Genomic DNA, 25,815 nt, shown 5'->3' on the forward strand with positions numbered 1-25,815 from the left:
TCAGACTTCCATCAACTCGGCTTCCTTGTCCGCAAGCATCGCGTCCACCTTGGCGATGTGGTCGTCGGTCAGCTTCTGGATCTGATCCTGCGCCTTGTGCTCGTCGTCTTCGGACATCTCCTTGTCCTTGACCAGCTGCTTGAAGGCGTTGTTGGCATCCCGCCGGATATTGCGCACGGCTACCCGCGCGTGCTCGGCTTCAGCCCGGACCACCTTGACCAGGTCACGGCGACGTTCTTCGGTCAGCGCCGGCAGCGGCACACGGATGGTCGTCCCCATGCTCGCCGGATTGAGTCCCAGATCCGAAGTCATGATGGCCTTTTCGATCTTGCCGACCATGTCCTTCTCGTACGGCACCACGGAGAGCGTGCGTGCGTCCTCGGCATTGATGTTCGCGACCTGGTTGATCGGCACATCCATGCCGTAGTACTCCACATGCACATGTTCGAGCAGCGTGGGGTGCGCACGGCCGGTTCGAATCTTCGATAGCTCGTTGCGCAGCGCTTCCAGGCTCTTGTCCATGCGTTCGCGCGCATCTTTCAGGGTGGCGTCACTCATTACGGGCTCCCTCGACCAAGGTGCCGACCGCCTCGCCCATCACGAGCCGTTGCAGGTCGCCCTTGGCAAACATGTTCATTACACGGATCGGCAGGCCATTGTCTCGGCACATCACCAGAGCCGTGGTATCCATTACACCCAGACGCTGTTCCAGCGCATCGTCGAACGTCAGCCGCTCGTAGCGTCGGGCATCCGTGGTGGTCATCGGATCGGCATCGTAGACCCCGTCGACCTTGGTCGCCTTGATCATGATGTCCGCGTTGATCTCGATCGCTCGCAGGCTGGCCGCCGAATCGGTGGTGAAGAACGGATTGCCGGTTCCGGCCGCAAACACCACGATGCGCCCCTTTTCCAGGTGCCGTACCGCGCGCCGGCGGATGTAGTCCTCGCACACCTGGTTGATGCGGATCGCCGACATCACCCGCGAAAAACGCCCGGCGCGCTCGATCGCATCCTGCAGCGCCAACGCATTGATAACGGTTGCCAGCATGCCCATGTGGTCGCCGGTCACCCGGTCCATGCCGCCTTGTGCCAGACCCGCACCCCGGAAGATGTTGCCGCCACCGATCACGATGCCGACCTCGACCCCCATGCGGGAGAGCTCCGAGACCTCTTCGGCCACCTGCGCCAGCACATCCGGGTCAACCCCGTAGGATTGCTGACCCATCAGGGCCTCCCCACTCAACTTCAGAAGGATGCGCCGGAACGCGGGCTGGCTGTCCTGACTCATGGGGTTCCTTATCTCGGGCTCGGTTGTTCTCGCTTGCCAGTTTTTTCTGGCCCTTTTATCCGGAAGCGGCCGCATCAAGCGGCCGCCCCGGAGTCCTTCTGGATCAGGCGCCGCGCGCCTGAGCCATTACCTCTTCGGCAAAGTTCTCGGTCTTCTTCTCGATCCCCTCGCCCACCTCGAAGCGGATGAAGCCGGAGACCGAGGCACCCTTGCTTTCCAGCAGCTGTGCGACCGTCTGATCGGGATCCTTCACAAACGGCTGGCCCACCAGGGTGATCTCGCCCAGATACTTGCGGATACGCCCCTCGATCATCTTCTCGATGATGTTCTCCGGCTTGCCCGATTCCTCGGCCTGGGCCTTGAAGATCGCACGTTCCTTGTCGAGCATTTCGGTCGGCACCTGACTCTCGTCGATGCACACCGGATGGCTCGCCGCGATATGCATCGCGATATCCTTGGCCAGCTGTTCGTCACCACCGTTCAGGCCAACCAGCACGCCGATCCGGGCACCATGCTGATAGAAACCCAGCGCACCTTCCGCGGTCATGCGTTCGAAACGGCGGACCTGGACGTTCTCGCCAACCTTGGCGATCAACTGAGTACGCTGTTCTTCCAGGGTCTGTCCATCGACGGTCTCGGTCATCAGGCCTTCCACCGAATCGGCGGCGGTGTTCAGCGCCACATTGGCGCAGGCGCTGGTGAAGGCACGGAAGTTGTCGTCATTGCCAACGAAGTCCGTCTCGCAGTTGATCTCGACGATCACCGCGCGCGAACCGTCGCTGGCAATCTCGACACGACCTTCGGCCGCGACACGATCCGCCTTCTTGTCGGCCTTGGCCATGCCGGACTTGCGCATTGCCTCGACCGCCGCTTCCAGATCGCCGCCGGTTTCGGTCAGGGCCTTCTTGCATTCCATCATGCCGGCGCCGGTGCGCTCGCGCAGTTCTTTTACTTGTGCAGCAGTAATCTGCATCGTTGCTTGCTCCTGAATCATGCTCGAGCCGGCCGCCAGCGTGGCGACCGGCTCCTGTTATCAAGCGGGGTTGGCGGGCGACGCGGTGTCGGGGGCGTCAGTCGTTGCAGCGGCCGGCTCGGCGGCTTCTGCTTCGCCCATGCCGCCCGTGGTCACCGCACCCTTGGCCTCGATGATGGTATCGGCGATCGCGGCCACATAGAGCTGAATCGCACGCATCGCGTCATCGTTGCCCGGGATCACGTAATCCACGCCTTCCGGGGAATGGTTGGAATCCACCACGGCGACAACCGGAATGCCGCGCTTCTTCGCCTCGGCCACCGCAATCTTCTCGTAGCCGACGTCGATCACGAACATCGCATCGGGCATGCGGTTCATGTCCTTGATACCGCCCAGGCTGCGATCCAGCTTGTCCTTTTCGCGGCGACGGCTCAGGGCCTCGCGCTTGTTCAGGACCTGGAAGCTGCCATCGGCGTCCATCGTCTCGAGGTCCTTCAGGCGCTTGATCGACTGCTTGACGGTGTTGAAGTTGGTCAGCATGCCGCCCAGCCAGCGGTGGCTCACGTGCGGCATGCCGCAACGGTTTGCCTCTTCGGCCACCACGTCGCGGGCCGAGCGCTTGGTGCCGACGAACATGATCTGGCCACCGTCGGCAGCGATCTTGCCGAGGAAGTTCAACGCATCGTTGAACATCGGCAGGGACTTCTCGAGGTTGATGATATGAATCTTGTTGCGTTCCCCGAAGATGTACGGGGCCATCTTGGGATGCCAGTAACGCGTCTGGTGGCCGAAGTGCACGCCGGCCTCCAGCATCTGTCGCATAGTCACGAGGGACATGAGTTTTCTCCTGTAACGGGTTGAGCCTCCACGCATCCCGATCTGAAACCCGAACCGAATTTTCTTCGAGGGCGGGCACCCGACAGATCGTGCCGATGCGTGTGTGGATTAAGGTTTCGGGAGTCGCCCCGCAAAAGGCGGCTTCCGGCCCCGCCGAATTGCCAGCGAGGCGCGCGCTTTATAGCATAGGACACTTACCCGAACCAAACGCCGAGCCCCTCCGGGCGCCGCGGCGGGAGCCCCCATGTCCGTTTCCATCAAGACCCCCGAAGAGATCGAACACATGCGCGTCGCCGGCCGCCTGGCCGCCGAAGTCCTCGAGATGATCGAGCCTCACGTGCAAGCCGGCGTGACTACCGGGGAACTGGACCGGATCTGTCACGACTACATCGTGAACACCCAGGACGCGATCCCGGCCCCACTCAACTATCGCGGCTTCCCAAGGTCGATCTGTACCTCGGTGAACCATCAGGTCTGCCACGGCATCCCGGGGGATCGCAAGCTGAAGAACGGCGATATCCTCAATATCGATATCACCGTGATCAAGGACGGCTTCCACGGCGACACCAGCCGCATGTTCGTGATCGGCAAGGCCGGCATCCAGGCCCAGCGGGTGATCGACGTGGCACGTACCAGCATGTACCTCGGCATCCAGCAGGTTCGCCCGGGCGCAACGCTGGGCGATATCGGCCACGCGATTCAGGTGTACGCCGAGGCACAACGCTGCTCCGTGGTGCGCGAGTTCTGCGGCCACGGGATCGGGCGCGGCTTCCACGAGGATCCGCAGGTCCTGCACTATGGCAAGCCTGGCACCGGCATGACCCTGAAAGAAGGCATGTGCTTTACCATCGAGCCGATGATCAATGCCGGCCGCCGCCACACCCGCATCCTCGCGGATGGCTGGACCGCCGTGACCAAGGATCACAGTCCGTCGGCGCAGTGGGAACACACACTGCTGGTCACCGCCGACGGATACGAGATCCTGACCCTGCGCAAGGACGAAACCCCACCGCAGGAGATCGCGGCCTGATCGAAGGCCATCACGCCTGTTCCCCGCTGATTCGAACCGCCCAACCCACGGAGCTCCAATGAATCCTGCGGGCAGCACCCCCGGCGAACTCGATACCCCGGCGTTCACCCCGGACTGGGGCGAGGACTATCAGCGCCTCAGCCGCAACCCGGGGAACATCGCCCTGTTCCGGGACCGCCGGCGTGCCATCCTGGAACAGCAATACCAGGGCTTTCGCGACGGCATGCCGATTGCCGAGCTGATCCATGGCCATGCCCGGCGCATCGACGAGCTGCTCAAGCTGATCTGGGCCCAGAAGGGCCTCGCGGATGACGCCCAGCTATGCCTGATCGCGGTCGGTGGCTATGGCCGCGGCGAACTGCACCCGGCCTCCGATATCGACATCCAGATCATCCTCGAGGGCGAACATGACCCCGCCCTCTTCGACCGGATCAGCGACTTCGTCACGTTCCTCTGGGACATCGGCATCGAGGTCGGGCACAGCGTGCGCAGTATCGACGACTGCACCCGCGAGGCGCGCGACGACATCACCGTCGCGACCAACCTGATCGAAGCCCGCTACTTGGCCGGCCATCTCAGCCTGTTCAACGACTTCCGCGGCGCCATCGAGCCCGACCGCATCTGGGACTCACGCAGTTTCTACGCCGCCAAGCTGGCCGAACAACAGGCGCGCCATCGGCGTTTTGGCGAGACCGCCTACCGCCTCGAGCCGAACGTCAAGGAAGGCCCTGGCGGCCTGCGCGACATCCAGATGATCGGCTGGGTCACCAAGCGTCATTACGGCGCCGAACGCATCGAGGAGCTGGTGTCACTGGGCTTCCTGCGCGAGGGCGAGTTCCGCGAGATGATGGAGGGTCAGAACTTCCTCTGGCGCGTGCGCTTTGCCCTGCACATGCTCGCTGGCCGCCGCGAGGACCGCCTGCTTTTCGATCTGCAGCGCCAGCTTGCCAACACCTTCGGCTTCGTCGACCAGAACCACAACCGGGCGGTCGAGCAGTTCATGCAGCGCTACTTCCGCACCATCAACGATCTCGAACGGCTGAATGAACTGCTGCTGCAGCACTTCAACGAGGCCATCCTCGACGATCCGGAAGCCCTGCAGGACCCCATACGCATACACCAGCGTTTCCAGGTCCGTGGCGGCTACCTCGAGGCGGCGCACGATCAGGTCTTCATGATCTATCCACCGGCGCTGCTGGAGGTCTTCCGCCTGCTCCAGGAACACCCGGAGATCCAGGGCATTCGCGCCTCCACCATCCGCCTGATCCGGGCCCATCGCCACCTGATCGACGGCCATTTCCGCCGCAATCCGGTGTGCCGCGAGCTGTTCATGGACATCCTGCGCGCCCCGCGCGGGATCACCAGCCAACTGCGCCGCATGAACCGCTACGGCGTGCTGGGCAACTACCTGCCGGCCTTCGGGCGCATCATCGGACGCATGCAGTACGACCTGTTCCACGCCTACACCGTGGACGAGCACACCCTGAACGTGGTGCGCAACGCGCGCCGCCTGGCGCTGCCCGAGTTCGCGCACGAACAGCCACTGGCGCACCAGATCTACTCCGGACTGGTGCGTCCCGAACGTCTGGTGCTGGCCGCCCTGTTTCACGACATCGCCAAGGGTCGTGGGGGTGATCATTCCGAGTTGGGGGCCCACGATGCCCTGCATTTCTGCCAGCATCACGGCCTGTCGGACGCGGATGCCGGCCTGGTCGCCTGGCTGGTGCGTTCCCACCTGCTGATGTCGCTGACGGCCCAGCGCAAGGACATCTCCGATCCCGAGGTCGTCATGGGTTTCGCCCGCGAGGTGGTCACCCGCGAACGCCTGGACTTTCTCTATCTGCTGACCATTGCCGATATCCGCGGAACCAATCCGGAGCTGTGGAACAGCTGGAAGGATTCCCTGCTCCAGACCCTTTATCACGCCACCCGCAATGTCCTGGACCGGGGTCTGGATACCCCGCCGGACATGGACGAACAGATCCGGCAAACCCGCACCGAGGCACTCACGTTAATCGAACAACAAGGCTTCGATACTGATCAGGCCCGGAAGCTGTGGGACGAACTGGACGACGAATACTTCCTGCGCCACTCCGCTGACGAGATCGCCTGGCACGGCCGGGCCCTGCTGCCACTCCCCCCGGACGCCCTCCCCCTGATCCTGGTGCGCCCGAAGACCTCGCGCGGGAGCACCGAGATCTTCGTCTACGCCAGCGATCATCCGCGGATCTTCGCGCGCATCACCAGCGCCCTGACCCAGTTGGGACTGGACATCGTGGACGCACGGATCATCACGACCGCGGGCGGCCGCACGCTGGATACCTTTCTGGTTCTCGAAAGCGGCGGAGGCCAGACCGTGGATGCCGGTTATCGCTCCGAAGAGATCCGCCAGAGCCTCGAACGCGAACTAGAACGCGAACACGAAGGCACCATCCCCAACCCGGCCTCACGCCAGCTTCCACGCCGCCTCAAGCACTTCGACGTGGATACGCAGATCGAATTCGAACCGGCTGCGGGCGGCCAGGCAACGCGCATGCGGCTGCGCGCTTTGGATCGACCCGGCCTGTTGTCGACCATCGGGCATGTCCTTGCCGAGCAGGGAATCGACGTGCGGACTGCACGCATCGCCACGGCCGGGGAACAGGTCGAGGACAGCTTTCTCCTCAGCCGTCCCGGCTCGGCTGCACTCGACGCCGAGGATCAGGCCGGCCTGCGCAAGGCCCTGCTCGGCGCCATCTGACGGCAACCGGGTCAGCGGGCGCGCGCCTCCAGAGGTCGGGGCCCTGCCTCGTCCGACGCCGTCCCCCCGCCCAGCAGGCGCGCCTCGAAATCGGTCAGGACACTGAACTCGACTCGGCGGGATGCCCGACGATCCTCCTCGCCGCGCTCGTCCAGCACCCGGCGTGATGAGGACAGCCCCACGGCCGCGACCCGCGAGCGGAACCAGTCCGCTTCCTGCAGGGGCTCCAGCTGATAGGCATATTCCAGCACCGCGCGCGTGCGGCGCTGACTAAGATCCATGTTTCCGAAATAGGCCTCCAGCGCATCGTCGCTGCCGGCCCACTCGCTGGAGGTGTGACCCTCGATCCGCACCTCCCGAATGACCTCGGCGAACGGACGCAACTGTGCCGCGTAGCGCGGCATGAAGTCCTCGAGAATCGCCTCGAAGCGCGGCCGGATGCGTGCAGAACTGCGCTCGAACAGGACCTCCGGCTCGCGAAAGCGCAAGGTCAGGCTGTCGCGGTCCAGTTCCGCATTCCAGCGCGGCAAATCCTCGCGAAACTCCTCCTCCAGAACCGAATAGATCGCCGCGCGCAAGGCGGCCGCCTCGTTGCGAACCTCGGTATGCACCGCGCTCTCGCGCTCCACCTGAACCATGTGCAGCAGCGCGAGGAACAGGAAGATCATCATCAGCGCGGCCATCAGGTCCGCCACGGCCAGCCAGTGCGAACCCTGGTCGGACTCGTGTCCCGCGGTCACACCTTGTCGCCGACGGCGTCGCGCCAACCAGGAAAACATCAGTTACGCCCGCCCGCGGAGGCGATGGCGGCGGAGCGTTCCCCACCCCAGCGTGTCTCCGCCGCGAGCCCCGCCTGGACGGCATTCTCGATACTCTCGAGCATCGCCTCCAGCCGTGCGTCCATCGCCGGGAAGGCCTCGGTGGCGCGATCCCGCAGGGCCGCGATGCTCCCCAGCAGGGCCTCCAGTTCCACCGTCTCGCGCCGCAGACTGGAGAGCGTCGATTCCTGATCCTCCACGTGCCGGGTGATCTGCAAGGCCTGCCCGGTCATGCGCTCCAGGGTCTGCTCGGTCTGTTCGACCCCGGCACGGGCCTGGTCGAAGGCCCGATGCAGGGCGTCCATCTGCGCGCGATACTGATCCTGCCACTCCACCAGGCGGGCGACCGAGTCATCCAGACGCCGGAAGTTCTCGCCAAACTGTTCACCCAGGCGATCGTTGAAATCGTGGATCACCCGCTCCAGGGCCTCTACCAGGTGTCCGCTGCTCATCTCGGTGATGCGCTCGGCCATGCCATCGAGCGCGCCGGTCAGTTCGCGGTGCTGTTGCTCCAGCCGGGCATCCAGGCGCTGATCGAGGGCCCGCACCGCCTCCACTACGGCGAGCGAGGCATCCCGTTGTTGTGCCGCCAGGTGCGCATTATCCAATGGTGCATCCGACGCACCCTCCGCAGACGGTTCGGGGGATGCCGCCGGTGCCGGTACGATCACCTGAACCATCCGCAACACCGCCGCCAGCAAGATGCCCACGATACTGGTCACGAAGGCCAGCTTGAGCCCCTCCAGCAAGGCCGGGATACTGGCCTCCACCCGTCCAGCGTCAAAATCCAGCAGCCCAATGGCGACCCCGAGGAAGGTGCCGAGAATCCCCACGGTGGTCAGCAGCGCCGGCGCCGCTCCCTGCAAGGACTCGGCGCGGCGCAATGCCGTCGCCGTCAACGCCGCCAGGAACAGACCAAACAGCAACAGCGCGAACAAGCCAATCACGCTTAATGGACTGAGCCCCTGCAACGTGGCCAACAGCGCCTCGGCGACCCGATCGAAAATTCCGGTCATGTGCTTCCTCCGTCCCGCGGCGCCGGTAGCGCCCGCGCGGTCGTGCGATTCGTAAGAACCGAACGCAAGCAAAAACAACGCCAGACCCGCCAAAGACCCGTGGAAGGGGCTTTCGGGCACGACCGGACCGGGCGCGCCACAAGGTGACGACGGATTCCCGACGACCACACGCCAGGCAGCGAACGGCAACCAGAGCCCAATCGTCCATTCTTTGACGCTTCGAACGGGACGAAATCGCACGCCTGATCCGTCTTACCCAGTGAAGCCCAATAGACGGTGGCTCCATGCCTGCGACGGTCACGCCTGCTGCGAACGTGTCATGCAAGCCCATCGGCCAGCCCCGGCGGCGGCCGGCAATCGTCTGGCTGGCACTCGCCATCCTGCTCTGGTTGCTGAGCACCCCGGCTCAGGCGCAAGCCCCATTCACGTTCGGGATCCAGCCATTTGCCAGCCCACCAGCGCTGTTCACACGCTACGCACCCCTGCGCGACTGGCTGGGAACCGAACTTGGCCAGCCCGTTCAGCTGGAGTCCGCACGCGACCTGCCGACGCTACTCGAACGCAGCCGGGAGGGCCGTTACGACTTGGTCCTCGTGGCACCGCAGGTAGTGCCACTCCTCACGGAAAACGGGCCCTACCGCTTACTGGCCCGCAGCGAGGAAGAGCTGGCGATGGTCCTCCTGGTGCGGCCCGGGGGTGACATCAGTTCGCTTGCCGGCCTTGCAGGCCGATCCCTCGCAGTGCCGTACAAGGAAAGCCGCGCCGCGACCCTCGCACGCAGCCTGACTGACGCCGAGGACTGGCCCGACCCACCCGGCCCGCCCCGCTACCTGCACTATCACCACAACAACGCGGCAGTGGCCGCATTCCAACGCGGAATCGCCGATGCCCTGGTCATGATCATCGAAGGCAACGTATTACCGGTACGACCGGATATGGAGGGCGACCGCGAACGCCACATGTCGCTGGGCGACGGAAGCCTGGTACGTATCCTCGCCCAATCCGAACGGTTCCCGGGACTGACCCTTCTGGTCCACAAACGTCTGGATAGCGACACCCCGCGGTTGCACCATCGCCTGATCACGCTGCAGCAGAGCCCGTCCGGCACGGCACTCCTGAGGCATATCGGACACCGCGGATTCATCGCGGCGCATGCCGGCGAGTACGCGGCCTTCCAGGGTGCGCTGGATGAGTTGGAAACCAAATTCGATCTCCGCGCCCCCATCCCGGCCGCGAACCCGACCCCGTAAGTCCAACCCGCAGCCTCCGTCACGCCCGCCGCGCGGGCGCGGACCGCTCCTGGGCTTTCGGCTTCTCCCCCGCCACCTCGCCATCCACCCACCCCAGTGATCGCCACCGCCCCCGTGGCCTTCCCCTCATTTCAAAGCGGGACGGGCATCCTTCGTCCAGTACCGTTAAAATGGGAGCGATACATCCATGGCCGCACCACGCGGTGACTCTGGCGCGCACGCAACCCGGATTCCGTCGATGCCCCTTCCCGGCCCGGCTCCAACCAGCTCTGGCCCCACCCCTGCCGGCATCGCCCCACAGGCGTCGGCGCCCCCAACATGCGCCTGAATTTCGCCTGGCAGATCATTATCGGCACCGTCGCGATCCAGGTCGCGATGGTTGCAGCGCTGATGATCAGCGGCATCTCTCAGGTACAGCAGAACCAGTCGCAGATGCTGGAGCGCTTTGCCGAACAGCAGGGCCGCCTGCTCTCCAGCGCCCTGACCCCCGGCCTGGCCTACGCGGATCCGGCGATGCTGCAGGACCTGCTCGAGCTCGTCGCGGACGACTCCCATGTCCGCTATGCCGTGGTACTCGATGCCCAGGACCAGCCGATGGCGTCGGTGGGCATCTCGCCCGACACCATCCCCGGACGCACAGACGGCACGCGCACCACGCCCGGGCAGATCGAGATCCTTCGCGACATTGAGCTGGCCGGGCAACCGCTCGGGACTCTGGCGGTGGGCTATTCCACCGATGCGATCGACGCACTGTCCGCCACCCTCCTGCAGCGCAACGTCCTGCTGGCGCTGGGCGTGCTCGTGTTGTCCATGCTGGCCGCGGTGGTCTTCAGCCTGGTTATTACTCGCCGCCTGCGCCTGCTGAACCAGGGCGGCAAGGCGTTGCAGGGCGGCCGTCTGGACCATCGCATCCCGGTGCGCTCGCACGACGAATTCGGCGACCTCGCGCGCACCTTCAACGACGTCGCCGCCCACCTGGGGTCCACCCAAACAACCCTGGAACAGCAGAACCAGCAACTGAACCGCTCGGTCGCACGCCTGGAGTCCATGCTCGGCGGTGCCAACGCGATCTTGTGGGAGGCTGATCCGCGCACCCACGAATGGGAGTTCGTGTCCGGCGACACCCGCCGTCTGCTGGGCTTCCCGGCCCACAACCTGGGCCGGGGCGAGCTGCGCGCCCGGCATATCCACCCTGCGGACCTGCCGCGCGTGCAGAATGCCGCCCGCGAGAGCCGGACCAGCCCGCGCACGGTGGACTACCGCTTCGCCCATCGCGACGGCCAGTGGCTGTGGCTGCGAGACATCCTCTCCTGGGCCCGTGACGCGGACGGCCGGGAGAGCCTGCGCGGCCTGACCCTGGATATCACCACCCACCGACGCACCACCGATGCTCTGGCGGAAAGCGAGAACCGCTACCGCGACGTGGTGGACCACATCTCCGAGGTCATCTTCCGTACCGACGCCGAAGGCCACTGGACCCTGCTGAATCCAGCCTGGGAGGCCCTGACGGGTTTCAGCGTGGAAGAGACTCTCGGCAGACCGTTGTGCGACTTTGTAGCCCCCGAGGACCACGACGACGCCCATAGCTTCTGTGCCACCCTCCTCGAAGGCGGCTCCCATTCCCAATCCGAGGAGATCCGTCTGCGCACCCGCGACGGTGACATCCGCTGGGTCAGCATCTACGCCAGTGCCCGCTTCGATGACCACGACCAGGTGACGGCGACCTTCGGCACGATGACCGACATCTCCGATCGCAAGGAGGCCGAAGACGAGATCCGGCGTCTCGCCTTCTTCGACGGGCTGACCCAACTGCCCAACCGCACGCTGCTGCACGACCGGCTGGGTCAGAGTCTCGCCAATACCGAACGCACCCGCCTGCATGGCGCCTTGCTGTTCATCGATCTCGACAACTTCAAGGACATCAACGACACCCTCGGCCATGCGGTCGGCGATGACCTGCTACGCCAGGTCGCCGAGCGCATGCTGAACTCCGTGCGCGAGGCGGACACCCTCGCCCGCCTCGGGGGCGACGAGTTCGTGATCATTCTCAACGATCTACACCCGGACCAGGCACGCGCGGCGACCCAGGCCGAGGCCGTGGGTCGCAAGCTCATCGAGATTCTGCGCGATCCTTTCAAGCTGGCGGGACAGAGGCGGCACGTAACGCCCAGTATCGGTGCCACGCTGTTCAGCGGCCGCAATCTGAGCGTGGAGGAGATCCTCAAGCAGGCGGACCTCGCCATGTACCGGGCCAAGAACGCCGGGCGCAACACCGTGCGCTTCTACGACCCCGAGCTGCACCGCGCGGTCGAGGCCCGATTCGAGCTGGAGAGCGAGCTGCGCCACGCCCTGGATCAGGATGCCTTCAGCGTGCACTACCAGCCACAGGTGGACACGTCGGGCGCGGTCATCGGGGCCGAGATCCTGCTGCGCTGGAACCACGCCAGCCGCGGGATGATCTCGCCCGCCGAGTTCATCCCCGTGGCAGAACAGACCGGTCTGATTGTCCCGATTGGCCGCAAGGTGCTGCGCGCGGCCTGTGAGCAGCTGGCTGCCTGGAAACACCAGCCCACCTTTCGGGACCTCACCCTGTCGGTCAACGTCAGCGCGCGCCAATTCCGGCACAAGTACTTCGTGCGCGATCTCGCCCAGACGCTCGAGGCTACCGGCGCCCCGGGGCACCGCCTGAAGCTGGAGCTGACCGAGAGCATGCTGCTCGAAAACGTGGAGACCGTCATTGCCCACATCGAGGAACTGCGGACCTTCGGCATCGAGTTCTCTCTGGACGACTTCGGGACTGGCTACTCCTCTCTCGCCTACCTCAAGCGACTGCCCCTCGCTCAGCTGAAGATCGATCAATCCTTCGTACGTGACGTCCTGGATGATCCCAACGATGCCGCGATCGCCCAGATGGTGGTCAACCTGGCTCACACCCTCGACCTGGACGTCATCGCCGAAGGTGTGGAGAACGACCAGCAACGGGCCTTCCTGTTCGGCCTCGGCTGTCGCCACTTTCAGGGCTACCTGTATGGCCATCCCGACACGCTGGCAGAACTTGAGGCCCTGGTACTGCGCCAGAGCGGCAACGGAAACCCCGCAACCCACCTCTAACCGTTCGTATTATTCGAATACTTGGAGGCGTTTTTCGCCATTTTCATTCGTATAAATCGGATCTAAGGTGGCAGGAACTGCAACCTAGCCAACCGGAGGCGACTCGCCATGAGCACCAAGATCCTGATCCTGTACTACTCCACCTGGGGCCACATCGAACAGATGGCCGAAGCTGTGGCCCGCGGCGCCCGCGAGGTACCGGATACCGAAGTCACGATCAAGCGCGTCCCCGAACTGATGCCGGATGACGTGGCGCGCAATGCCGGCGCCAAGCTCGACCAGGCCGCCCCCATCGCCAGGCCCGAAGAACTGGCGGACTACGACGCGATCATCATCGGCACCCCCACCCGCTTCGGCCGGATGGCCGCGCAGATGGCCAACTTCCTCGATCAGACCGGTGCCCTGTGGTTCGGCGACAAGCTGGTCGGCAAGGTCGGGAGCGTGTTCAGCTCCACCGCCTCGCAGCACGGCGGCCAGGAGACCACCCTGATCTCGACCATCGTGAACCTGCTGCACTACGGCATGACCGTGGTTGGTCTACCCTACACCGAGAAGCGCCTGCTCGATGTCAGCGAGGTCTGCGGCGGTACACCCTACGGGGCGACCACGCTGGCCGACGGCGACGGCTCGCGCCAGCCGAGCGAGAACGAACTGGGAATGGCCGCCTCGCAGGGGCGTCACGTCGCAGAGGTCGCACGGGCCCAGCGTCTGGGGCGCGTCGCCGGCGGACCTGCCACAGGCACGTCCGAAAGGGGCCGCATGCCCTGACCGGATGTTGCCTGGGCACAAACCCGGTCGGGCACTGGCCCGACCGTACCGACTGGGGACATCGATCCACAGCATGACAAGGAGAGGATGGAAATGGATAACACGCTAGACGACAGTGGCAAGCTCGTACTCCGCCTGGCCCTCGGGATCATGATCCTGCTGCACGGCATCGCCAAACTGACTGGCGGGATCAGCGGCATCGAAGGCATGGTTACCAACGCGGGACTCCCGGCGATCCTCGCCTATGGCGTCTACATCGGCGAGATCCTCGCCCCGATCCTCGTCATCATCGGGCTGTATTCGCGCATTGGCGCGGTGATTATCGCCATCAACATGGTCTTCGCCATCGCGCTCGCCCACGCGCACGAGGTCTTCCTGCTCACCGGCACCGGCGGCTGGGCCCTCGAGCTGCAGGGGATGTTCCTGTTCGCGGCGATCGCCCTGGCCCTGACCGGTCCTGGCCGGTTCGCGATCAACCGACTGTAGTTCTCACGGCATCTTGGGGCGGCGCAATGCCGCCCCTTTCAGGTACCATGCGCGACCCTGATCCCCGCGCAGACCGTCCGCCATGAGTAATGCCCAGACGCTGATCCTCGCTGCCCCACAGATCCTCCCGGTAGTCCCCCGCGACACCCTTCTGCAAGACCACGCCCTGATCATCCGCGACGGCACGATCCACGCGATCGAACCACAAGCCACCGCGCGCGCAAACCATCCCGAGGCGGAATACCGCGATCACCCCGGCCAGATCCTGATCCCCGGCCTGGTGAACGCCCACACCCACTCCGGCATGAGCCTGCTGCGTGGCATCGGCAGCGACCGACCGCTGATGGAATGGCTCAAGGGCTACATCTGGCCGGCCGAGGGCAAGCTGCTTTCCCCCGAATTCGTACGCGCAGGCGCCCGCCTCTCCATAGCCGAGATGCTGCGCGGGGGCACGACATGCTTCAGTGACATGTACCTGTTCGTGGACGATGCGGCCCGGGTGGTCGACGAGACCGGCATCCGCGCCTCGCTGGGCCTCACCGTGTTCGACTTCCCCACGCCCTGGGCAAGCACGGCAGACGAATACTTCCAGCGCGGTGCGGACGTCGTCGCGAACTGGGGGCACCATGACCGGATCGCCTTCAATGTCGCCCCGCACGCGCCATACACCGTGGGGGATACAAGCCTGGCGCGCGTAGCGGCCCGTGCCCGCGAACTGAACGTGCCCATCCACATGCATGTCCACGAGACGGCCAGCGAGGTCGCCGACGCCGTGCGCGACCAGGGCGAACGGCCATTGGCCCGCCTCGCACGCCTTGGCATGCTGGACCAGCCCTTCATCGCGGTGCACATGACCCAGATCGACGATACCGACCTGGACCTGCTGCGCGAACGCCCGGTCTCCATCGCCCACTGTCCGGAATCCAATCTAAAACTGGCCTCCGGCTTCTGTCCGGTCACACGCTTGCAGGACGCTGGCATCAACATCGCCCTCGGGACCGACGGCACCGCCTCCAACAACGATCTCGACATGATCGGCGAGATGCGCACCGCCGCACTGCTGGCCAAGGGCGTCAGTGGCGATGCCGCCGCCCTGCCCGCCACCGCCGCGCTGGAAATGGCGACGCTGGGGAGTGCCAAAGCCCTGGGACTCGCGGATCGGATCGGCTCCCTGGAGCCCGGCAAGCAGGCCGACGTGGTCGCAGTAGACCTGCAGGCGCTGGAACTGCAACCGGCACACGACCCCAGTGCACAGATCGTTTACGCCGCCACCCGCGATGCCGTGCGCGATGTCTACGTGGCCGGACGCCCGTTGCTACGCGACCGCGAACTGCTTACGCTGAACTCGCAGGATCTCCACGCCGAAGCCGAGTACTGGCGCATCCGGGTGCTGGAAACCCAGCAGTCCACTGCCTGAGGGAAACACTGATCAATGTACACGCTCGCGTTGGTACCCCAGGTTTTCCAAGACAAGGCGCGGTGCGCAGCCGATAGTTGTTCTACCGGCAAGGGCCGCAACGCAGGATCGGGGAACCTGGGGTGCCAACCCCGAGGGGCTCGGCCGCTCTTGCGCGCGCACGGCGTTGCGGCTCCCTTGTGCAGAATGACTGCACGGCAGTCACCGCGCCTTGTTCGCACGCAAAAGCGACTCGAGCGCGAACGTGTACATTAATCAGTGTTTCCCTGAGCGAGACAGACGCCATGAGCCCCGAACCCCTCTCCCAAACTTCTGCGCACGCAAACGTCGATAGCGCCGAGATCCACAAATTCACCCATCGGGCCCACGAATGGTGGGATCCGCAGGGCCCCTTCGCCACGTTGCACGCGATCAACCCGTTGCGCCTCGAATGGATCGACGGCCAGGCCGATCTCGCCGGCAAGAAGGTGCTGGATGTAGGCTGCGGCGCCGGCATCCTCTCCGAGGCAATGGCGGTTCGCGGCGCTCAGGTCACCGCGCTGGACGCCGGCGCCGAACACCTGGAGGTGGCGCGCGAACACGCGGTGGAGGCAGGACTTGAGATTCACTACCTGCACACCACCGCCGAGGCGCACGCCGAACGTCACGCAGGCGACTACGACGTGGTGACCTGCCTGGAGATGCTGGAACACGTGCCCGATCCGGATGCCGTGATCGACGCCCTTGCAAAGCTCGTGCGCCCCGGCGGCTGGCTGTTCCTGTCCACCATCAACCGAACTCCGCGAGCCTTTGCCGAGGCCATCGTGGGGGCCGAATACGTGTTGCACATGCTGCCCACCGGCACCCATGAGTACGGCCGCTTCATCCGCCCCTCCGAACTGGGCACCGGCCTGCGCCGGCACGGGTTCGAGGTCACCGCGATGACCGGCCTGACCTATTCGCCCCTGAGCGGGCGTTATCGCCTGGTCGCCCGCACCGATGTGAACTACCTGATGGCCGCCCGCCGCGACGAAGCCGGCACCGACGAATGACCCGCGAACTCGGATCGGTCCTGTTCGACCTCGACGGGACCCTGCTGGACACCGCTCCCGACATGCATGCGGCCCTGGTCACCCTGATGGCCGAACACGACCGTGCGCCGCTGGCGTTCGAGGTCGTGCGTAACTTTGTCTCCCACGGGTCCCGGGCCCTGGTGGATCTCGCCTTCCCGGACGCCGATCCCGCCTTCGCCGAGCATCTCAAGAAGCGCTACCTGGAGATCTACGCCCGCGACCTGTGCCGGACCACCGCCCTGTTTCCCGGACTCGCAGAGCTGCTGGACGCCTGCGAGGCCCGCGGCTGGTCCGTCGGCGTGGTTACCAACAAGCCGGGCTGGCTGACCGATCCGCTGCTGGAGGCCCTCGGACTGCATTCGCGCATGGCAGCCGTCGTCAGCGGCGATACCCTGCCCCAGCGCAAACCCGCCCCGGAACCCATGTGGCTGGCCGCCCGGCAGACCGGCCTGCCGCCGGAACGCCACTGCTACTGGGGCGATGCAGAACGCGACATCGCGGCCGGACGGGCCGCCGGCATGCCCACCCTGATCGCCAACTGGGGCTACATCGACGCCAACCAGCGTCCGGATCAATGGGGCGCCGATGCCGCCCTGGAACAGCCGAACGACTTCTGGGCCTGGTACGCCGACGGAGCCGCCACGGAGCCCGGGCTTGCGAGCTGAATCCGCCCACCTCGGCGCCCCGCACGCCGGCAATAGGGGCTGAGCACCCATGTCGCCTCGTATCCGTTCGGCCTACCGCCACTGTCGCCAGCGTGCCAAGGCGCATTACGAGAACTTCCCCGTGGCCTCCTGGCTGCTGCCCAGCCGTCTGCGCGGCCCCGTGGCGGCGATCTACTGCTTCGCCCGCGACGCCGATGACCTGGCCGACGAGGACCCGCGTCCGATCGCGGAGCGGCGCCAGGCGCTGCTGACGATGCAGGAACGGGTGCAGATCCTGGAAGATCCCGCCGCCGAGCACGAACCCGAATGGATTGCCCTTGCCGACGCCCGTGCACGCTTCGACCTCCCGGCCGCGCCGTTCTCCGACCTGATTGACGCCTTCCTGCAGGATCTGGAACAGACCCGCTATGCGACCTTCGGCGAGGTCATGGACTACTGCCGCCGCTCGGCCAACCCGGTTGGCCGGCTGATGCTGCACCTGAACGGCAACCCGACCGACGAGATGCTGGGGTACTCAGACGCCATCTGCTCGGCGCTGCAGCTGATCAACTTCTATCAGGACCTGCAGCAGGACCTGCGCGAGAACAACCGCATCTACCTGCCGCAGGAAGAGATGGACCAGTACGGCGTGACCGAAGCGATGCTGGCTACCGGGCAAACGACCTTTCAGCTGCGCAACCTGATGCAGTTTCAATACGCCCGCGCTGACCGGCTGCTGCGCGCCGGGGCGCCGCTGGGCGGCCTGCTGCGCGGGCGCATGGGTCTGGAGATCCGGGCAATCATCAACGGCGGGGCACGCATCCTCTGGCGGCTGCGCCAGCAGGATGACGTCTTCGCCCGCCCGCGCCTGCGCAGCCGTGACGCCTGGATCATCCTGAGCCACAGCCTCCGCCCGCGCCGCCGAAGACCGTAGGGATCGAGCCGCCGAGAACCCCTGGTTAAGCTGAGGGCTTCAAAGGCATCAAGCGGCAATGCCCTCGACCGTAAGGTGCTGGAGGTCAGTTCGTTCGCTTGCGTGCTCAAAGGTAATGGCGCAAACACCACCACTGGCATCGACATCCAGGGTAGTGTTCTCGTCAAGCGAGCGGGTTTCGGCCACGCTATCGCCTCGGAATTCGATATAAAGCGTATCCGTATCCCCGAAGTACTGGAGTTTCATGGCTGGAACCCTCGATCGAAAAAGGCGTTGTGAACGGTTTCTCCATCCGGCAGCAGAACAACGCGAAGGTAGCGTCCTTCAGCCTCCTCGACACGAGCCCATCTGCGGATACGCCCATCGCCTTGGACTTCTTCGCACAACGGTTGGTCGATTGCACTACTGATCCAGTGATCCCGGATCATTCGCCGATCCGGCCTCTCGCGTACAGTCTCGAAGTAACGTGTCGTCTTCACCGGAACGTCCCTGTTACCGGTTGCTATTGTTCAAAGCTTCCGCCGAGAACGGATCGCCGTCAAGCCGCTCACACTACCTTGCTGTAGCGCTGCGCGCTCTCCGTCTTCAGGTAGGCGTCGAAGGCCATGGCGACGTTGCGCAGCAGCAGGCGCCCGCGCGGCAGGATCTCCAGGCGCTCCGCGCCAATCCGCACCAGGCCGTCGGCCTCCATGCCCCGCAGCCGCTCCAGCGCATCCCCAAAGACCTCGCCAAAAACGATCCCGTGGCGCGCCTCTATGGCGGCAAAATCGATGCGCGAATGGCACATCAGGTCGGTGATGACGTCCCGCCGCAGCCGATCGTCGGCACTCAGTTCGAGTCCGCGAAACACCGGCAGGCGCCCGGCATCCAGCCGCGCGTAATAGGCATCCAGTTCGCGCAGGTTCTGGCTGTAGGTGGCCCCGACCTTGCCGATGGCCGTCGGCCCCAGTGCCACCAGGTCGTACTCCGCCCGTGTGGAGTAGCCCTGGAAATTGCGCTGCAGCGTCCCGGCGCGCTGGGCCGTGGCCAGTTCGTCGTCCGGCAGGGCGAAGTGATCCATGCCGATGTAGACATAGCCGGCATCGGTCAGGCGAGCGATGGTGGTCTCGAGGATCGCCAGCTTCTCCGCGGCATCCGGCAGATCGGCCTCGCGGATCTGGCGCTGAGTCTTGAACATCTGCGGCAGGTGCGCGTAGTTGTAAATCGCCAGGCGCTCCGGGCGCAGCTCCAGCGCGCGTTCCAGAGTGGCGGTATAGCTCTCCACCGTCTGCAAGGGAAGGCCGTAGATCAGGTCCAGGTTGGTGGATTCGAAGCCGTTGGCCCGCGCCTGCTCCACCGCCCGCGCGGTCACCTCGAAAGGCTGGATGCGGTTCACCGCCCGCTGCACGTCCGGGTCGAAGTCCTGCACCCCGAGGCTGATCCGGTTAAAACCCAGCTCGCCCAGCAGCGGGATGGTCCCGGGCCGCACCGCGCGCGGATCAATCTCGATGGAGAACTCGCGCGCCTCACTTTCGTCCAGGCGGAAGTGCCTCCCCAGCGTCGCCATCACCCGGCGCAGGTCTTCATCACCAAGATAGGTCGGCGTGCCACCCCCGAAGTGCAGCTGCCCGACGGTTCGCTCCCGGTCGAACAGCTCGCCCTGCAGTTCAGCCTCGCGCTCCAGATACTGCAGGTAGCGTTGGGCGCGCTGGTAATTTCCAGTGATGACCTTGTTGCAGGCACAGTAGAAGCACACCGTGTCGCAGAACGGCACATGCACATACAGCGACAGCGGCCGCGCCGGGTCCGCCCCGTTGGTGGCCTGCGCCGCCTCGGCATAGGCGCGGTCGTCAAAGCCCTCGTGAAACTGTGGCGCGGTGGGATACGACGTGTACCGCGGCCCGCTCACGTCGTAGCGGCGCAAGATATCGGGGTCAAACACCAGGCGTTGTTCCATTGGCAGCTCCACAGCCGTCGCCGCGCACTCGCGACCTTGGTTCTGCAGACTACGGACGCACGCCGGGCCCGAGCTTGATACAGGTCAACAATCCGCCTTCAGGGCGCCCTCTCCCGCCCTCTGTGCTGACTGTGCTAGCCTTCTCCTCCCTGTTCGACACCCGCCACGCGAGAGCGCATGTCCCCCGACGAGTATTGCGAGGAGAAGGCCGCGCAAAGCGGCTCCAGCTTCTACTACGCGTTCCGCTTTCTGGAACCGGATCGCCGTCGCGCCATCACGGCGCTGTACGCCTTCTGCCGGGAAGTCGACGACATCGTCGACGAGGTCAGCGAGGAGAGCATTGCGCGCACCAAGCTCGACTGGTGGCGCCAGGAGATCGAACGCCTGTTCGCCGGCGAACCCCGCCACCCCATCACCCAGGCACTGCAGCCGCACATCGCCGCCTTCGACCTCGGGCGCGAGTACTTCGACGAAATCATCGACGGCATGCAGATGGACCTGGACTACGACAGCTACCCGGACTTCACCACGCTGTCGCTGTACTGCTACCGCGCGGCCAGCGTCGTGGGCATCCTGTCCGCTCACATCTTCGGCTACACCGATCGGCGCACTCTCAAGTACGCCCACGACCTCGGCATGGCGTTGCAGCTCACCAACATCCTGCGCGACGTGCACGAGGACGCCATGCGCGGCCGCGTGTACATCCCCATGGACGAGCTCAGCAAGCACGGGGTCAAGCCGGAGGAATTCCAGATCAACATCACCGACGACCGCCACCGCGCCCTGTTCGCGGAGCAGGCGGAACGGGCGCGACGCTACTACGAACGCGCCGAGGAACACCTCCCGGACGCCGACCGCTACGCCCAGCGCCCCGGCCTGATCATGGCGGCCATCTACCGCACCCTGCTCGACGAGATCGCGGACGATGGCTATCGCGTGCTGGAACACCGCGTACGCCTGACCCCGATCCGCAAGCTGTGGATCGCGTGGCGCACCGCGCGCCGCCTGAAGCGCGAACAACGCCGACGCGCAGCCTAATGCCATGACCTCCAGCTCCCCCCCGGCCCCGGCGGTCGTGGTCGGCGCGGGCTGGGCCGGCCTGACCGCTGCGCTGGCGCTTGCACGCGCCGGGCACCCCGTGCACCTGATCGAGGCCGGCAAGACCCCCGGTGGCCGTGCCCGCAACCTCGACCTGGACGCAACGCCGCTCGACAACGGTCAGCACATCCTGGTCGGGGCCTGCCAGCAGACCCTGCAGCAGATCCGTTCGGTCGGCATCGACCCCGAGCAGGCGTTCCATGCCCTGCCCTTCGGCCTGCGCATGTTCGAGCCCACCGGCCGTCCGCAGACCCCGGCGTTGCTACTGGAACCGCGCACGCCCCGGTTGCCCGCCCTGGCCGCCGCCCTTTACCGGGCGCTTGCGAAGCACTCCCTTGGTACACGCCTGCGTGCCCTGTCCGGCGCCGCCGCCATGTTGCACCGGCCCCTGCGCGACGATCTCCCCGTCCTCGACTGGCTACGCCAGCGCCGTCAACCCGACGCCCTCATCCGCAGCCTGTGGGACCCGTTGTGCCTGGCGGTGATGAACACCCCGACCCGAACCGCCTCGGCCCGCATCTTCCAGAACGTCCTGCGCCTGGCACTCAACCATGGCCCGGAAGCCGCGCGCCTTCTCGTCCCCGCGCGGCCCCTCGGCGAGCTGTTCCCGGAACCGGCCGTACAGGAACTCCGGGAGCGTGGCGCCAGAGTGGATCTCGGCCGCCGCATCACCGCCATTGAGCGCAGCACGACCCACGACGCCGCCCCCTACCGCCTGCGCGACCGCCAGGGCGTGGCGAGCCCGGCGCGCGGCGTGATCCTGGCCGCCCCTCCAGCCGCCGCCGCTGCCCTGCTGCCACACGAAACCGGCTGGGAGGCCACGCACCAGGGCCTGAATGGCATGGGCGCCCGCAGCATCTGCACCGTCTACCTGCGCTATGCGCGGCGCCTTGATGATCTTCCCCCACTACAGGGGCTGCTGGACCAGCATGGCCAATGGCTGATCGCGCGGCATGTCACCGGGGCGCCACACTGGCTGGCGGTCGTGATCTCCGCGGCCGACGACCTCGAACCGTTGACGGCGGATGCACGATGGCGCACCGTCGCCCGCTCCCTGTCCCAAACCTTCCCCGAACTGGGCGAACCTGAGACCGGCCACAGTATTTGCGAACGCCGCGCGACGCTGGACGCGCAAGCCGGTCTGGATGCACGTCGCCCGCCGGCCCGCACGCCCTGGCCGGGGTGTTATCTGGCCGGGGATTACCTGACGCCTGCACTGCCGTCCACGCTCGAAGCGGCCGTACAATCTGGACTAGAATCGGCGCACCTGTACCTGGAGGACCATCCTTGACCGATCTCGATATTCCCCGCCTGCTCGCCTACCGCCCCGAACCCGGCGCCTTCGATGAACGCGTGATCCTGGTCACCGGGGCCGCCGACGGCATCGGCCGCGCGGTTGCCGAGGCCTGTGCCGCGGCCGGCGCGATCGTGGTCCTGCTGGACAAGGACCTGAAGGGCCTCGAAGCGGTCTATGACCGGATCGAACAGGCCGGTCACCCGCAGCCCGCAATCTACCCACTGAATCTCGAAGGCGCGACGGTCAAGGACTATGGTGACCTGGCGGAGAACATCCGCGACTCCCTCGGCCGCCTCGACGGGCTGGTACTGAACGCGGGCTGGGCCGGCGCCCTGATGCCGATGAAGAACTACGACCCGGAGCTGTGGTTCAAGGTCATCAACAGTAACCTGCACGGCCCGTTCTTCCTCACGCAGGCCGTCCTGCCGCTGCTGGAGGCCAGCCCCACCGGAAGCCTGGTCGTGTCCACCCAGAACGCCCGCAAGGCCTTCTGGGGCGCCTTCGGCATGGCCAAGGCGGCCCAGGACGGCCTGATCGACATCCTGTCGCACGAGCATCGCAACGAACCACGCTTCCTGCACGTGAACGGTATCGACACCGGCCCCGTGCGCACCCGCTTCCGCGCCGGGCATTATCCGGGGGAAAACCCCGACCTCCTGCCCGAGCCCGAGGCCGTGGTCGGTCCCTACCTGTACTTCCTGGACCCCGGCGACCGCACCACCACCGGTCTGAACATCAGCCTGGAAGGCCAGGTCCCGGTCCCCGACCCGGCCTCCTGAACCACCGGGATGTCAGGCGCGCGGCCGTTTTCCAGCCGGGCGCCCTTTGCGTACCTTCCCGCCACCCGCGCGCGACTTGCCACCCTTGGGCGCGGCAGTACGTGCCCCGGCCTTGCCCGCTGGCGCTGGCTTGCCACCGGGGCGCGCGGCGGCCTCGACGCCGTTGTGCTGCGTCTGGAAGGTCTGGCCACGCTTTTTCAGCGCCTTGCCACCGCGGGTGATCCGACCCCCCGTAGACGGCCGTGCCATACCCTGACCGGTCCCGGCCGGCTGCCAGGTCGGCACCAGGTGATGCTTGCCATTGCCGATCAGGTCCGCACGCCCCATCCGTTGCAGGGCATCGCGCAGTAGCGGCCAGTTGTTCGGATCGTGATAACGCAGGAACGCCTTGTGCAGACGCCGCGCGCGCGACCCGCGAGGCACGGGGACGCGTTCGCTGGTCGTGCGCCGGATGCCGCGCAGCGGGTCACGCCCGGAATGCCACATGGCAGTGGCCAGGGCCATGGGACTCGGCAGAAACGCCTGCACCTGATCGGCGCGGAAGTCGTTGCGCTTCAGCCAGAGCGCAAGCTGCAGCATGTCCTGGTCGGTGGTGCCGGGATGCGCGGCGATGAAATACGGGATCAGGTACTGCTCCTTCCCGGCCGCCTTCGAGTATTTCTCGAACATGGCCTTGAACCGGTCATAGGTCCCCATGCCCGGCTTCATCATGCGGGAAAGTGGCCCTGTTTCCGTATGTTCCGGCGCAATTTTCAAGTAGCCACCCACATGGTGGGTCACCAGTTCTTTCACATACTCCGGTGACTCGATCGCCAAGTCGTAACGCAGCCCGGAGGCGATCAGGATCTTCTTGATGCCCGGCAGCGCTCGCGCCTTGCGGTACAGGCGGATAAGCGGCGCGTGGTCGGTATCCAGGTTGCTGCAAATGCCCGGGTACACGCAGGACAGTCGCCGACAGCTCTGCTCGATCTTCGGGTCCTTGCAGGCCAGGCGGTACATATTGGCGGTCGGGCCGCCCAGGTCCGAGATCACGCCGGTGAACCCATCCACCTTGTCGCGGATCTCCTCGATCTCGCGCAGGACGCTGTCCTCGGAGCGGCTCTGGATGATCCGCCCTTCGTGTTCGGTGATGGAACAGAACGTACAGCCGCCGAAGCAGCCGCGCATGATGTTCACCGAGAAGCGGATCATCTCCCAGGCCGGGATGCGCGCATCTCCATAGGACGGATGAGGAGCCCGCGCATAGGGCAGATCGAACACCGCGTCCATCTCGGGTGTCGACAGCGGGATCGGCGGCGGGTTGAGCCAGACCTCCTTGTCCCCGTGGCGCTGCACAATCGCACGGGCGTTGCCCGGGTTGGTCTCCAGGTGCAGCACCCGCGAGGCATGTGCATAGAGCACCGCGTCGCCCTTTACCTGCTCGAAGGCCGGAATACGGATGACCGTTTGGTCGCGCGGGGTGCCGCGCGGGATATCCCTGTGAAAACGCACGACCTTCGCACCCGCCTCCGCTTCTGCCCCCTGCGCATCCTGTGCCTCGGCATCGGCGCAGGTCTCGGGCGAGACCATGGCGTAGGGGTCGGGGTTGGCATCCACCGGTCCGGGGGTATCAACCTCGCTGGAATCCAGCTCGACGTAGCCGGCGGGCACGGCATCCCGCAGCAGGGCCGTCCCGCGCAGGTCCGTGATCTCGCGCGGGTGCTCGCCCGCCGCGACGCGATGGGCGAGTTCCACCAGGGCGCGCTCGGCATTGCCGAACAGCAGGATGTCGGCGCGCGAATCCAGCAAGACGGAACGGCGCACCTTGTCCTGCCAGTAGTCGTAGTGCGCAATCCGCCGCAGGCTGGCCTCGATCCCGCCGGCCACGACCGGCACATCCTTGTAGGCCTCACGGGCGCGCTGGGCGTAGACGATCACCGCCCGGTCCGGGCGCTTGCCGTGCACGTCGCCCGGGGTATAGGCATCGTTGGAGCGGATCTTCCGCTCCGCGGTGTAGTGGTTGACCATCGAGTCCATGTTCCCGGCGGTCACGCCGAAGAACAGGTTGGGTCGCCCCAGGGCCCGGAACGGCTCGGCCGAGGTCCAGTCCGGCTGGGCAAGGATCCCCACGCGAAACCCCTGCGCCTCCAGCAACCGGCCGATGATCGCCATGCCGAAGCTGGGGTGGTCCACGTAGGCATCGCCGGTCACAAGCACGATGTCGCAGCTGTCCCAGCCGAGGTCGTCCATCTCCTCGCGCGTGGTCGGCAAAAACGGCGCCGTGCCGAAGCGCTTGGCCCAGTAGGGCTTGCGGACAAACAGGGAATCGGGTGCTGCGGACATGACCAGGCTTCTTCCGGCG

22 protein-coding genes are annotated in these 25,815 nt (G+C 65.8%); 13 read left to right on the forward strand and 9 right to left on the reverse strand.

What is annotated here, in order from left to right; all coding sequences use genetic code 11:
• The 4 genes from frr to rpsB form a co-directional block, all read right to left on the reverse strand.
• Window positions 1–558, reverse strand: a complete 558-nt coding sequence (gene frr / locus F816_RS0101510; RefSeq protein ID WP_018145575.1) for a ribosome recycling factor — start codon at window positions 556–558, stop codon at window positions 1–3.
• The gene (pyrH, locus tag F816_RS0101515) at window positions 551–1,288 is read right to left on the reverse strand and encodes a UMP kinase (protein ID WP_019593240.1); all 738 of its coding nucleotides are present in this window, start codon (window positions 1,286–1,288) and stop codon (window positions 551–553) included. Before pyrH ends, frr begins: the two co-directional genes overlap by 8 nt.
• A 103-nt stretch (window positions 1,289–1,391) precedes the next feature.
• The gene (gene tsf / locus F816_RS0101520) at window positions 1,392–2,261 is read right to left on the reverse strand and encodes a translation elongation factor Ts (RefSeq protein ID WP_018145573.1); all 870 of its coding nucleotides are present in this window, start codon (window positions 2,259–2,261) and stop codon (window positions 1,392–1,394) included.
• 60 nt (window positions 2,262–2,321) lie between these two features.
• Complete coding sequence (gene rpsB / locus F816_RS0101525; RefSeq protein WP_018145572.1) at window positions 2,322–3,098, reverse strand: 30S ribosomal protein S2; 777 nt, start codon at window positions 3,096–3,098, stop codon at window positions 2,322–2,324.
• Window positions 3,099–3,342: 244 nt separating this feature from the next.
• Between rpsB and map the strand changes: the two genes are divergently transcribed.
• Window positions 3,343–4,128: a type I methionyl aminopeptidase gene (map, locus tag F816_RS0101530; protein ID WP_019568290.1), complete on the forward strand. Its 786-nt coding sequence runs from the start codon at window positions 3,343–3,345 to the stop codon at window positions 4,126–4,128.
• A 58-nt stretch (window positions 4,129–4,186) separates the two neighbouring features.
• Window positions 4,187–6,868, forward strand: coding sequence for a [protein-PII] uridylyltransferase (gene glnD / locus F816_RS0101535; RefSeq protein WP_019593241.1), 2,682 nt, complete (start codon window positions 4,187–4,189; stop codon window positions 6,866–6,868).
• Between the two features lie 11 nt (window positions 6,869–6,879).
• On the opposite strand, the gene F816_RS0101540 is transcribed toward glnD, so the two are convergent.
• Both F816_RS0101540 and F816_RS0101545 read right to left on the reverse strand, forming a co-directional pair.
• Complete coding sequence (locus F816_RS0101540) at window positions 6,880–7,647, reverse strand: OmpA family protein (protein WP_019593242.1); 768 nt, start codon at window positions 7,645–7,647, stop codon at window positions 6,880–6,882.
• Window positions 7,647–8,702 carry a hypothetical protein gene (locus F816_RS0101545; protein ID WP_019593243.1) on the reverse strand — a complete coding sequence of 352 codons (1,056 nt, stop codon included), beginning with the start codon at window positions 8,700–8,702 and terminating at the stop codon, window positions 7,647–7,649. The genes F816_RS0101540 and F816_RS0101545 overlap by 1 nt, the downstream gene beginning before the upstream one ends.
• 389 nt (window positions 8,703–9,091) lie before the next feature.
• Here F816_RS0101545 and F816_RS0101550 point away from each other — a divergent pair, with 389 nt between their 5' ends.
• The 8 genes from F816_RS0101550 to hpnC all read left to right on the forward strand — a co-directional run bounded on the left by F816_RS0101550 (window position 9,092) and on the right by hpnC (window position 18,364).
• Window positions 9,092–9,952, forward strand: a complete 861-nt coding sequence (locus F816_RS0101550; protein WP_026333086.1) for a PhnD/SsuA/transferrin family substrate-binding protein — start codon at window positions 9,092–9,094, stop codon at window positions 9,950–9,952.
• A 318-nt stretch (window positions 9,953–10,270) separates the two neighbouring features.
• Window positions 10,271–13,063: an EAL domain-containing protein gene (locus tag F816_RS0101555; RefSeq protein ID WP_019593245.1), complete on the forward strand. Its 2,793-nt coding sequence runs from the start codon at window positions 10,271–10,273 to the stop codon at window positions 13,061–13,063.
• A 108-nt stretch (window positions 13,064–13,171) separates the two neighbouring features.
• A complete protein-coding gene (gene wrbA, locus F816_RS0101560) occupies window positions 13,172–13,831 on the forward strand; it encodes an NAD(P)H:quinone oxidoreductase (RefSeq protein WP_019593246.1) in 660 nt (219 codons plus the stop codon).
• 93 nt (window positions 13,832–13,924) lie between these two features.
• On the forward strand, window positions 13,925–14,317 hold the full coding sequence (locus F816_RS0101565; RefSeq protein ID WP_019593247.1) for a DoxX family protein: 393 nt from the start codon (window positions 13,925–13,927) through the stop codon (window positions 14,315–14,317).
• Between the two features lie 82 nt (window positions 14,318–14,399).
• Complete coding sequence (locus F816_RS0101570; RefSeq protein WP_019593248.1) at window positions 14,400–15,734, forward strand: TRZ/ATZ family hydrolase; 1,335 nt, start codon at window positions 14,400–14,402, stop codon at window positions 15,732–15,734.
• A gap of 284 nt (window positions 15,735–16,018) precedes the next feature.
• Entirely contained in the window at window positions 16,019–16,765 is a 747-nt protein-coding gene (gene ubiG / locus F816_RS0101575; RefSeq protein WP_019593249.1) for a bifunctional 2-polyprenyl-6-hydroxyphenol methylase/3-demethylubiquinol 3-O-methyltransferase UbiG, read from the forward strand.
• Window positions 16,762–17,451 (forward strand): phosphoglycolate phosphatase, encoded by a 690-nt coding sequence (gene gph, locus F816_RS0101580; protein ID WP_019593250.1) that lies wholly within the window; start codon window positions 16,762–16,764, stop codon window positions 17,449–17,451. Before ubiG ends, gph begins: the two co-directional genes overlap by 4 nt.
• Window positions 17,452–17,500: 49 nt before the next feature.
• On the forward strand, window positions 17,501–18,364 hold the full coding sequence (gene hpnC / locus F816_RS0101585) for a squalene synthase HpnC (RefSeq protein WP_019593251.1): 864 nt from the start codon (window positions 17,501–17,503) through the stop codon (window positions 18,362–18,364).
• 48 nt (window positions 18,365–18,412) lie between these two features.
• Here the strand turns inward: hpnC and F816_RS0101590 are convergent, their stop codons facing one another.
• Window positions 18,413–18,610: a DUF2283 domain-containing protein gene (locus F816_RS0101590; protein ID WP_018145559.1), complete on the reverse strand. Its 198-nt coding sequence runs from the start codon at window positions 18,608–18,610 to the stop codon at window positions 18,413–18,415.
• A gap of 301 nt (window positions 18,611–18,911) precedes the next feature.
• On the reverse strand, window positions 18,912–20,300 hold the full coding sequence (gene hemN, locus F816_RS0101595) for an oxygen-independent coproporphyrinogen III oxidase (RefSeq protein WP_019593252.1): 1,389 nt from the start codon (window positions 20,298–20,300) through the stop codon (window positions 18,912–18,914).
• Window positions 20,301–20,477: 177 nt separating this feature from the next.
• Between hemN and hpnD the strand changes: the two genes are divergently transcribed.
• From hpnD to F816_RS0101610, 3 genes are read left to right on the forward strand one after another with little or no spacing between them, the layout of a single operon-like run.
• The gene (hpnD, locus tag F816_RS0101600) at window positions 20,478–21,338 is read left to right on the forward strand and encodes a presqualene diphosphate synthase HpnD (RefSeq protein WP_018169881.1); all 861 of its coding nucleotides are present in this window, start codon (window positions 20,478–20,480) and stop codon (window positions 21,336–21,338) included.
• Between the two features lie 4 nt (window positions 21,339–21,342).
• Window positions 21,343–22,689 (forward strand): hydroxysqualene dehydroxylase HpnE, encoded by a 1,347-nt coding sequence (gene hpnE, locus F816_RS0101605; RefSeq protein WP_019593253.1) that lies wholly within the window; start codon window positions 21,343–21,345, stop codon window positions 22,687–22,689.
• A complete protein-coding gene (locus F816_RS0101610) occupies window positions 22,686–23,474 on the forward strand; it encodes an SDR family NAD(P)-dependent oxidoreductase (RefSeq protein ID WP_019593254.1) in 789 nt (262 codons plus the stop codon). Before hpnE ends, F816_RS0101610 begins: the two co-directional genes overlap by 4 nt.
• 12 nt (window positions 23,475–23,486) lie before the next feature.
• Here the strand turns inward: F816_RS0101610 and F816_RS0101615 are convergent, their stop codons facing one another.
• Window positions 23,487–25,796, reverse strand: coding sequence for a YgiQ family radical SAM protein (locus tag F816_RS0101615; RefSeq protein WP_019593255.1), 2,310 nt, complete (start codon window positions 25,794–25,796; stop codon window positions 23,487–23,489).
• Window positions 25,797–25,815 lie beyond the last annotated feature (19 nt).

The sequence above is a fragment of the Thioalkalivibrio sp. ALM2T genome (assembly GCF_000381505.1).
GTDB classification, from domain to species: Bacteria; Pseudomonadota; Gammaproteobacteria; order Ectothiorhodospirales; family Ectothiorhodospiraceae; genus Thioalkalivibrio; species Thioalkalivibrio versutus.

Excerpts from the sequence above, each read along its gene's own strand:
- rpsB (WP_018145572.1), bottom strand. The coding sequence starts at position 3,098 with ATGTCCCTCGTGACTATGCGACAGATGCTGGAGGCCGGCGTGCACTTC.
- F816_RS0101565 (WP_019593247.1), top strand. The coding sequence starts at position 13,925 with ATGGATAACACGCTAGACGACAGTGGCAAGCTCGTACTCCGCCTGGCC.
- F816_RS0101555 (WP_019593245.1), top strand. The coding sequence starts at position 10,271 with ATGCGCCTGAATTTCGCCTGGCAGATCATTATCGGCACCGTCGCGATC.
- F816_RS0101615 (WP_019593255.1), bottom strand. The coding sequence starts at position 25,796 with ATGTCCGCAGCACCCGATTCCCTGTTTGTCCGCAAGCCCTACTGGGCC.
- pyrH (WP_019593240.1), bottom strand. The coding sequence starts at position 1,288 with ATGAGTCAGGACAGCCAGCCCGCGTTCCGGCGCATCCTTCTGAAGTTG.
- hemN (WP_019593252.1), bottom strand. The coding sequence starts at position 20,300 with ATGGAACAACGCCTGGTGTTTGACCCCGATATCTTGCGCCGCTACGAC.
- F816_RS0101545 (WP_019593243.1), bottom strand. The coding sequence starts at position 8,702 with ATGACCGGAATTTTCGATCGGGTCGCCGAGGCGCTGTTGGCCACGTTG.
- F816_RS0101570 (WP_019593248.1), top strand. The coding sequence starts at position 14,400 with ATGAGTAATGCCCAGACGCTGATCCTCGCTGCCCCACAGATCCTCCCG.
- wrbA (WP_019593246.1), top strand. The coding sequence starts at position 13,172 with ATGAGCACCAAGATCCTGATCCTGTACTACTCCACCTGGGGCCACATC.
- ubiG (WP_019593249.1), top strand. The coding sequence starts at position 16,019 with ATGAGCCCCGAACCCCTCTCCCAAACTTCTGCGCACGCAAACGTCGAT.
- F816_RS0101590 (WP_018145559.1), bottom strand. The coding sequence starts at position 18,610 with ATGAAACTCCAGTACTTCGGGGATACGGATACGCTTTATATCGAATTC.
- glnD (WP_019593241.1), top strand. The coding sequence starts at position 4,187 with ATGAATCCTGCGGGCAGCACCCCCGGCGAACTCGATACCCCGGCGTTC.
- frr (WP_018145575.1), bottom strand. The coding sequence starts at position 558 with ATGAGTGACGCCACCCTGAAAGATGCGCGCGAACGCATGGACAAGAGC.
- hpnE (WP_019593253.1), top strand. The coding sequence starts at position 21,343 with ATGACCTCCAGCTCCCCCCCGGCCCCGGCGGTCGTGGTCGGCGCGGGC.
- map (WP_019568290.1), top strand. The coding sequence starts at position 3,343 with ATGTCCGTTTCCATCAAGACCCCCGAAGAGATCGAACACATGCGCGTC.
- hpnC (WP_019593251.1), top strand. The coding sequence starts at position 17,501 with ATGTCGCCTCGTATCCGTTCGGCCTACCGCCACTGTCGCCAGCGTGCC.
- hpnD (WP_018169881.1), top strand. The coding sequence starts at position 20,478 with ATGTCCCCCGACGAGTATTGCGAGGAGAAGGCCGCGCAAAGCGGCTCC.
- tsf (WP_018145573.1), bottom strand. The coding sequence starts at position 2,261 with ATGCAGATTACTGCTGCACAAGTAAAAGAACTGCGCGAGCGCACCGGC.
- gph (WP_019593250.1), top strand. The coding sequence starts at position 16,762 with ATGACCCGCGAACTCGGATCGGTCCTGTTCGACCTCGACGGGACCCTG.
- F816_RS0101540 (WP_019593242.1), bottom strand. The coding sequence starts at position 7,647 with ATGTTTTCCTGGTTGGCGCGACGCCGTCGGCGACAAGGTGTGACCGCG.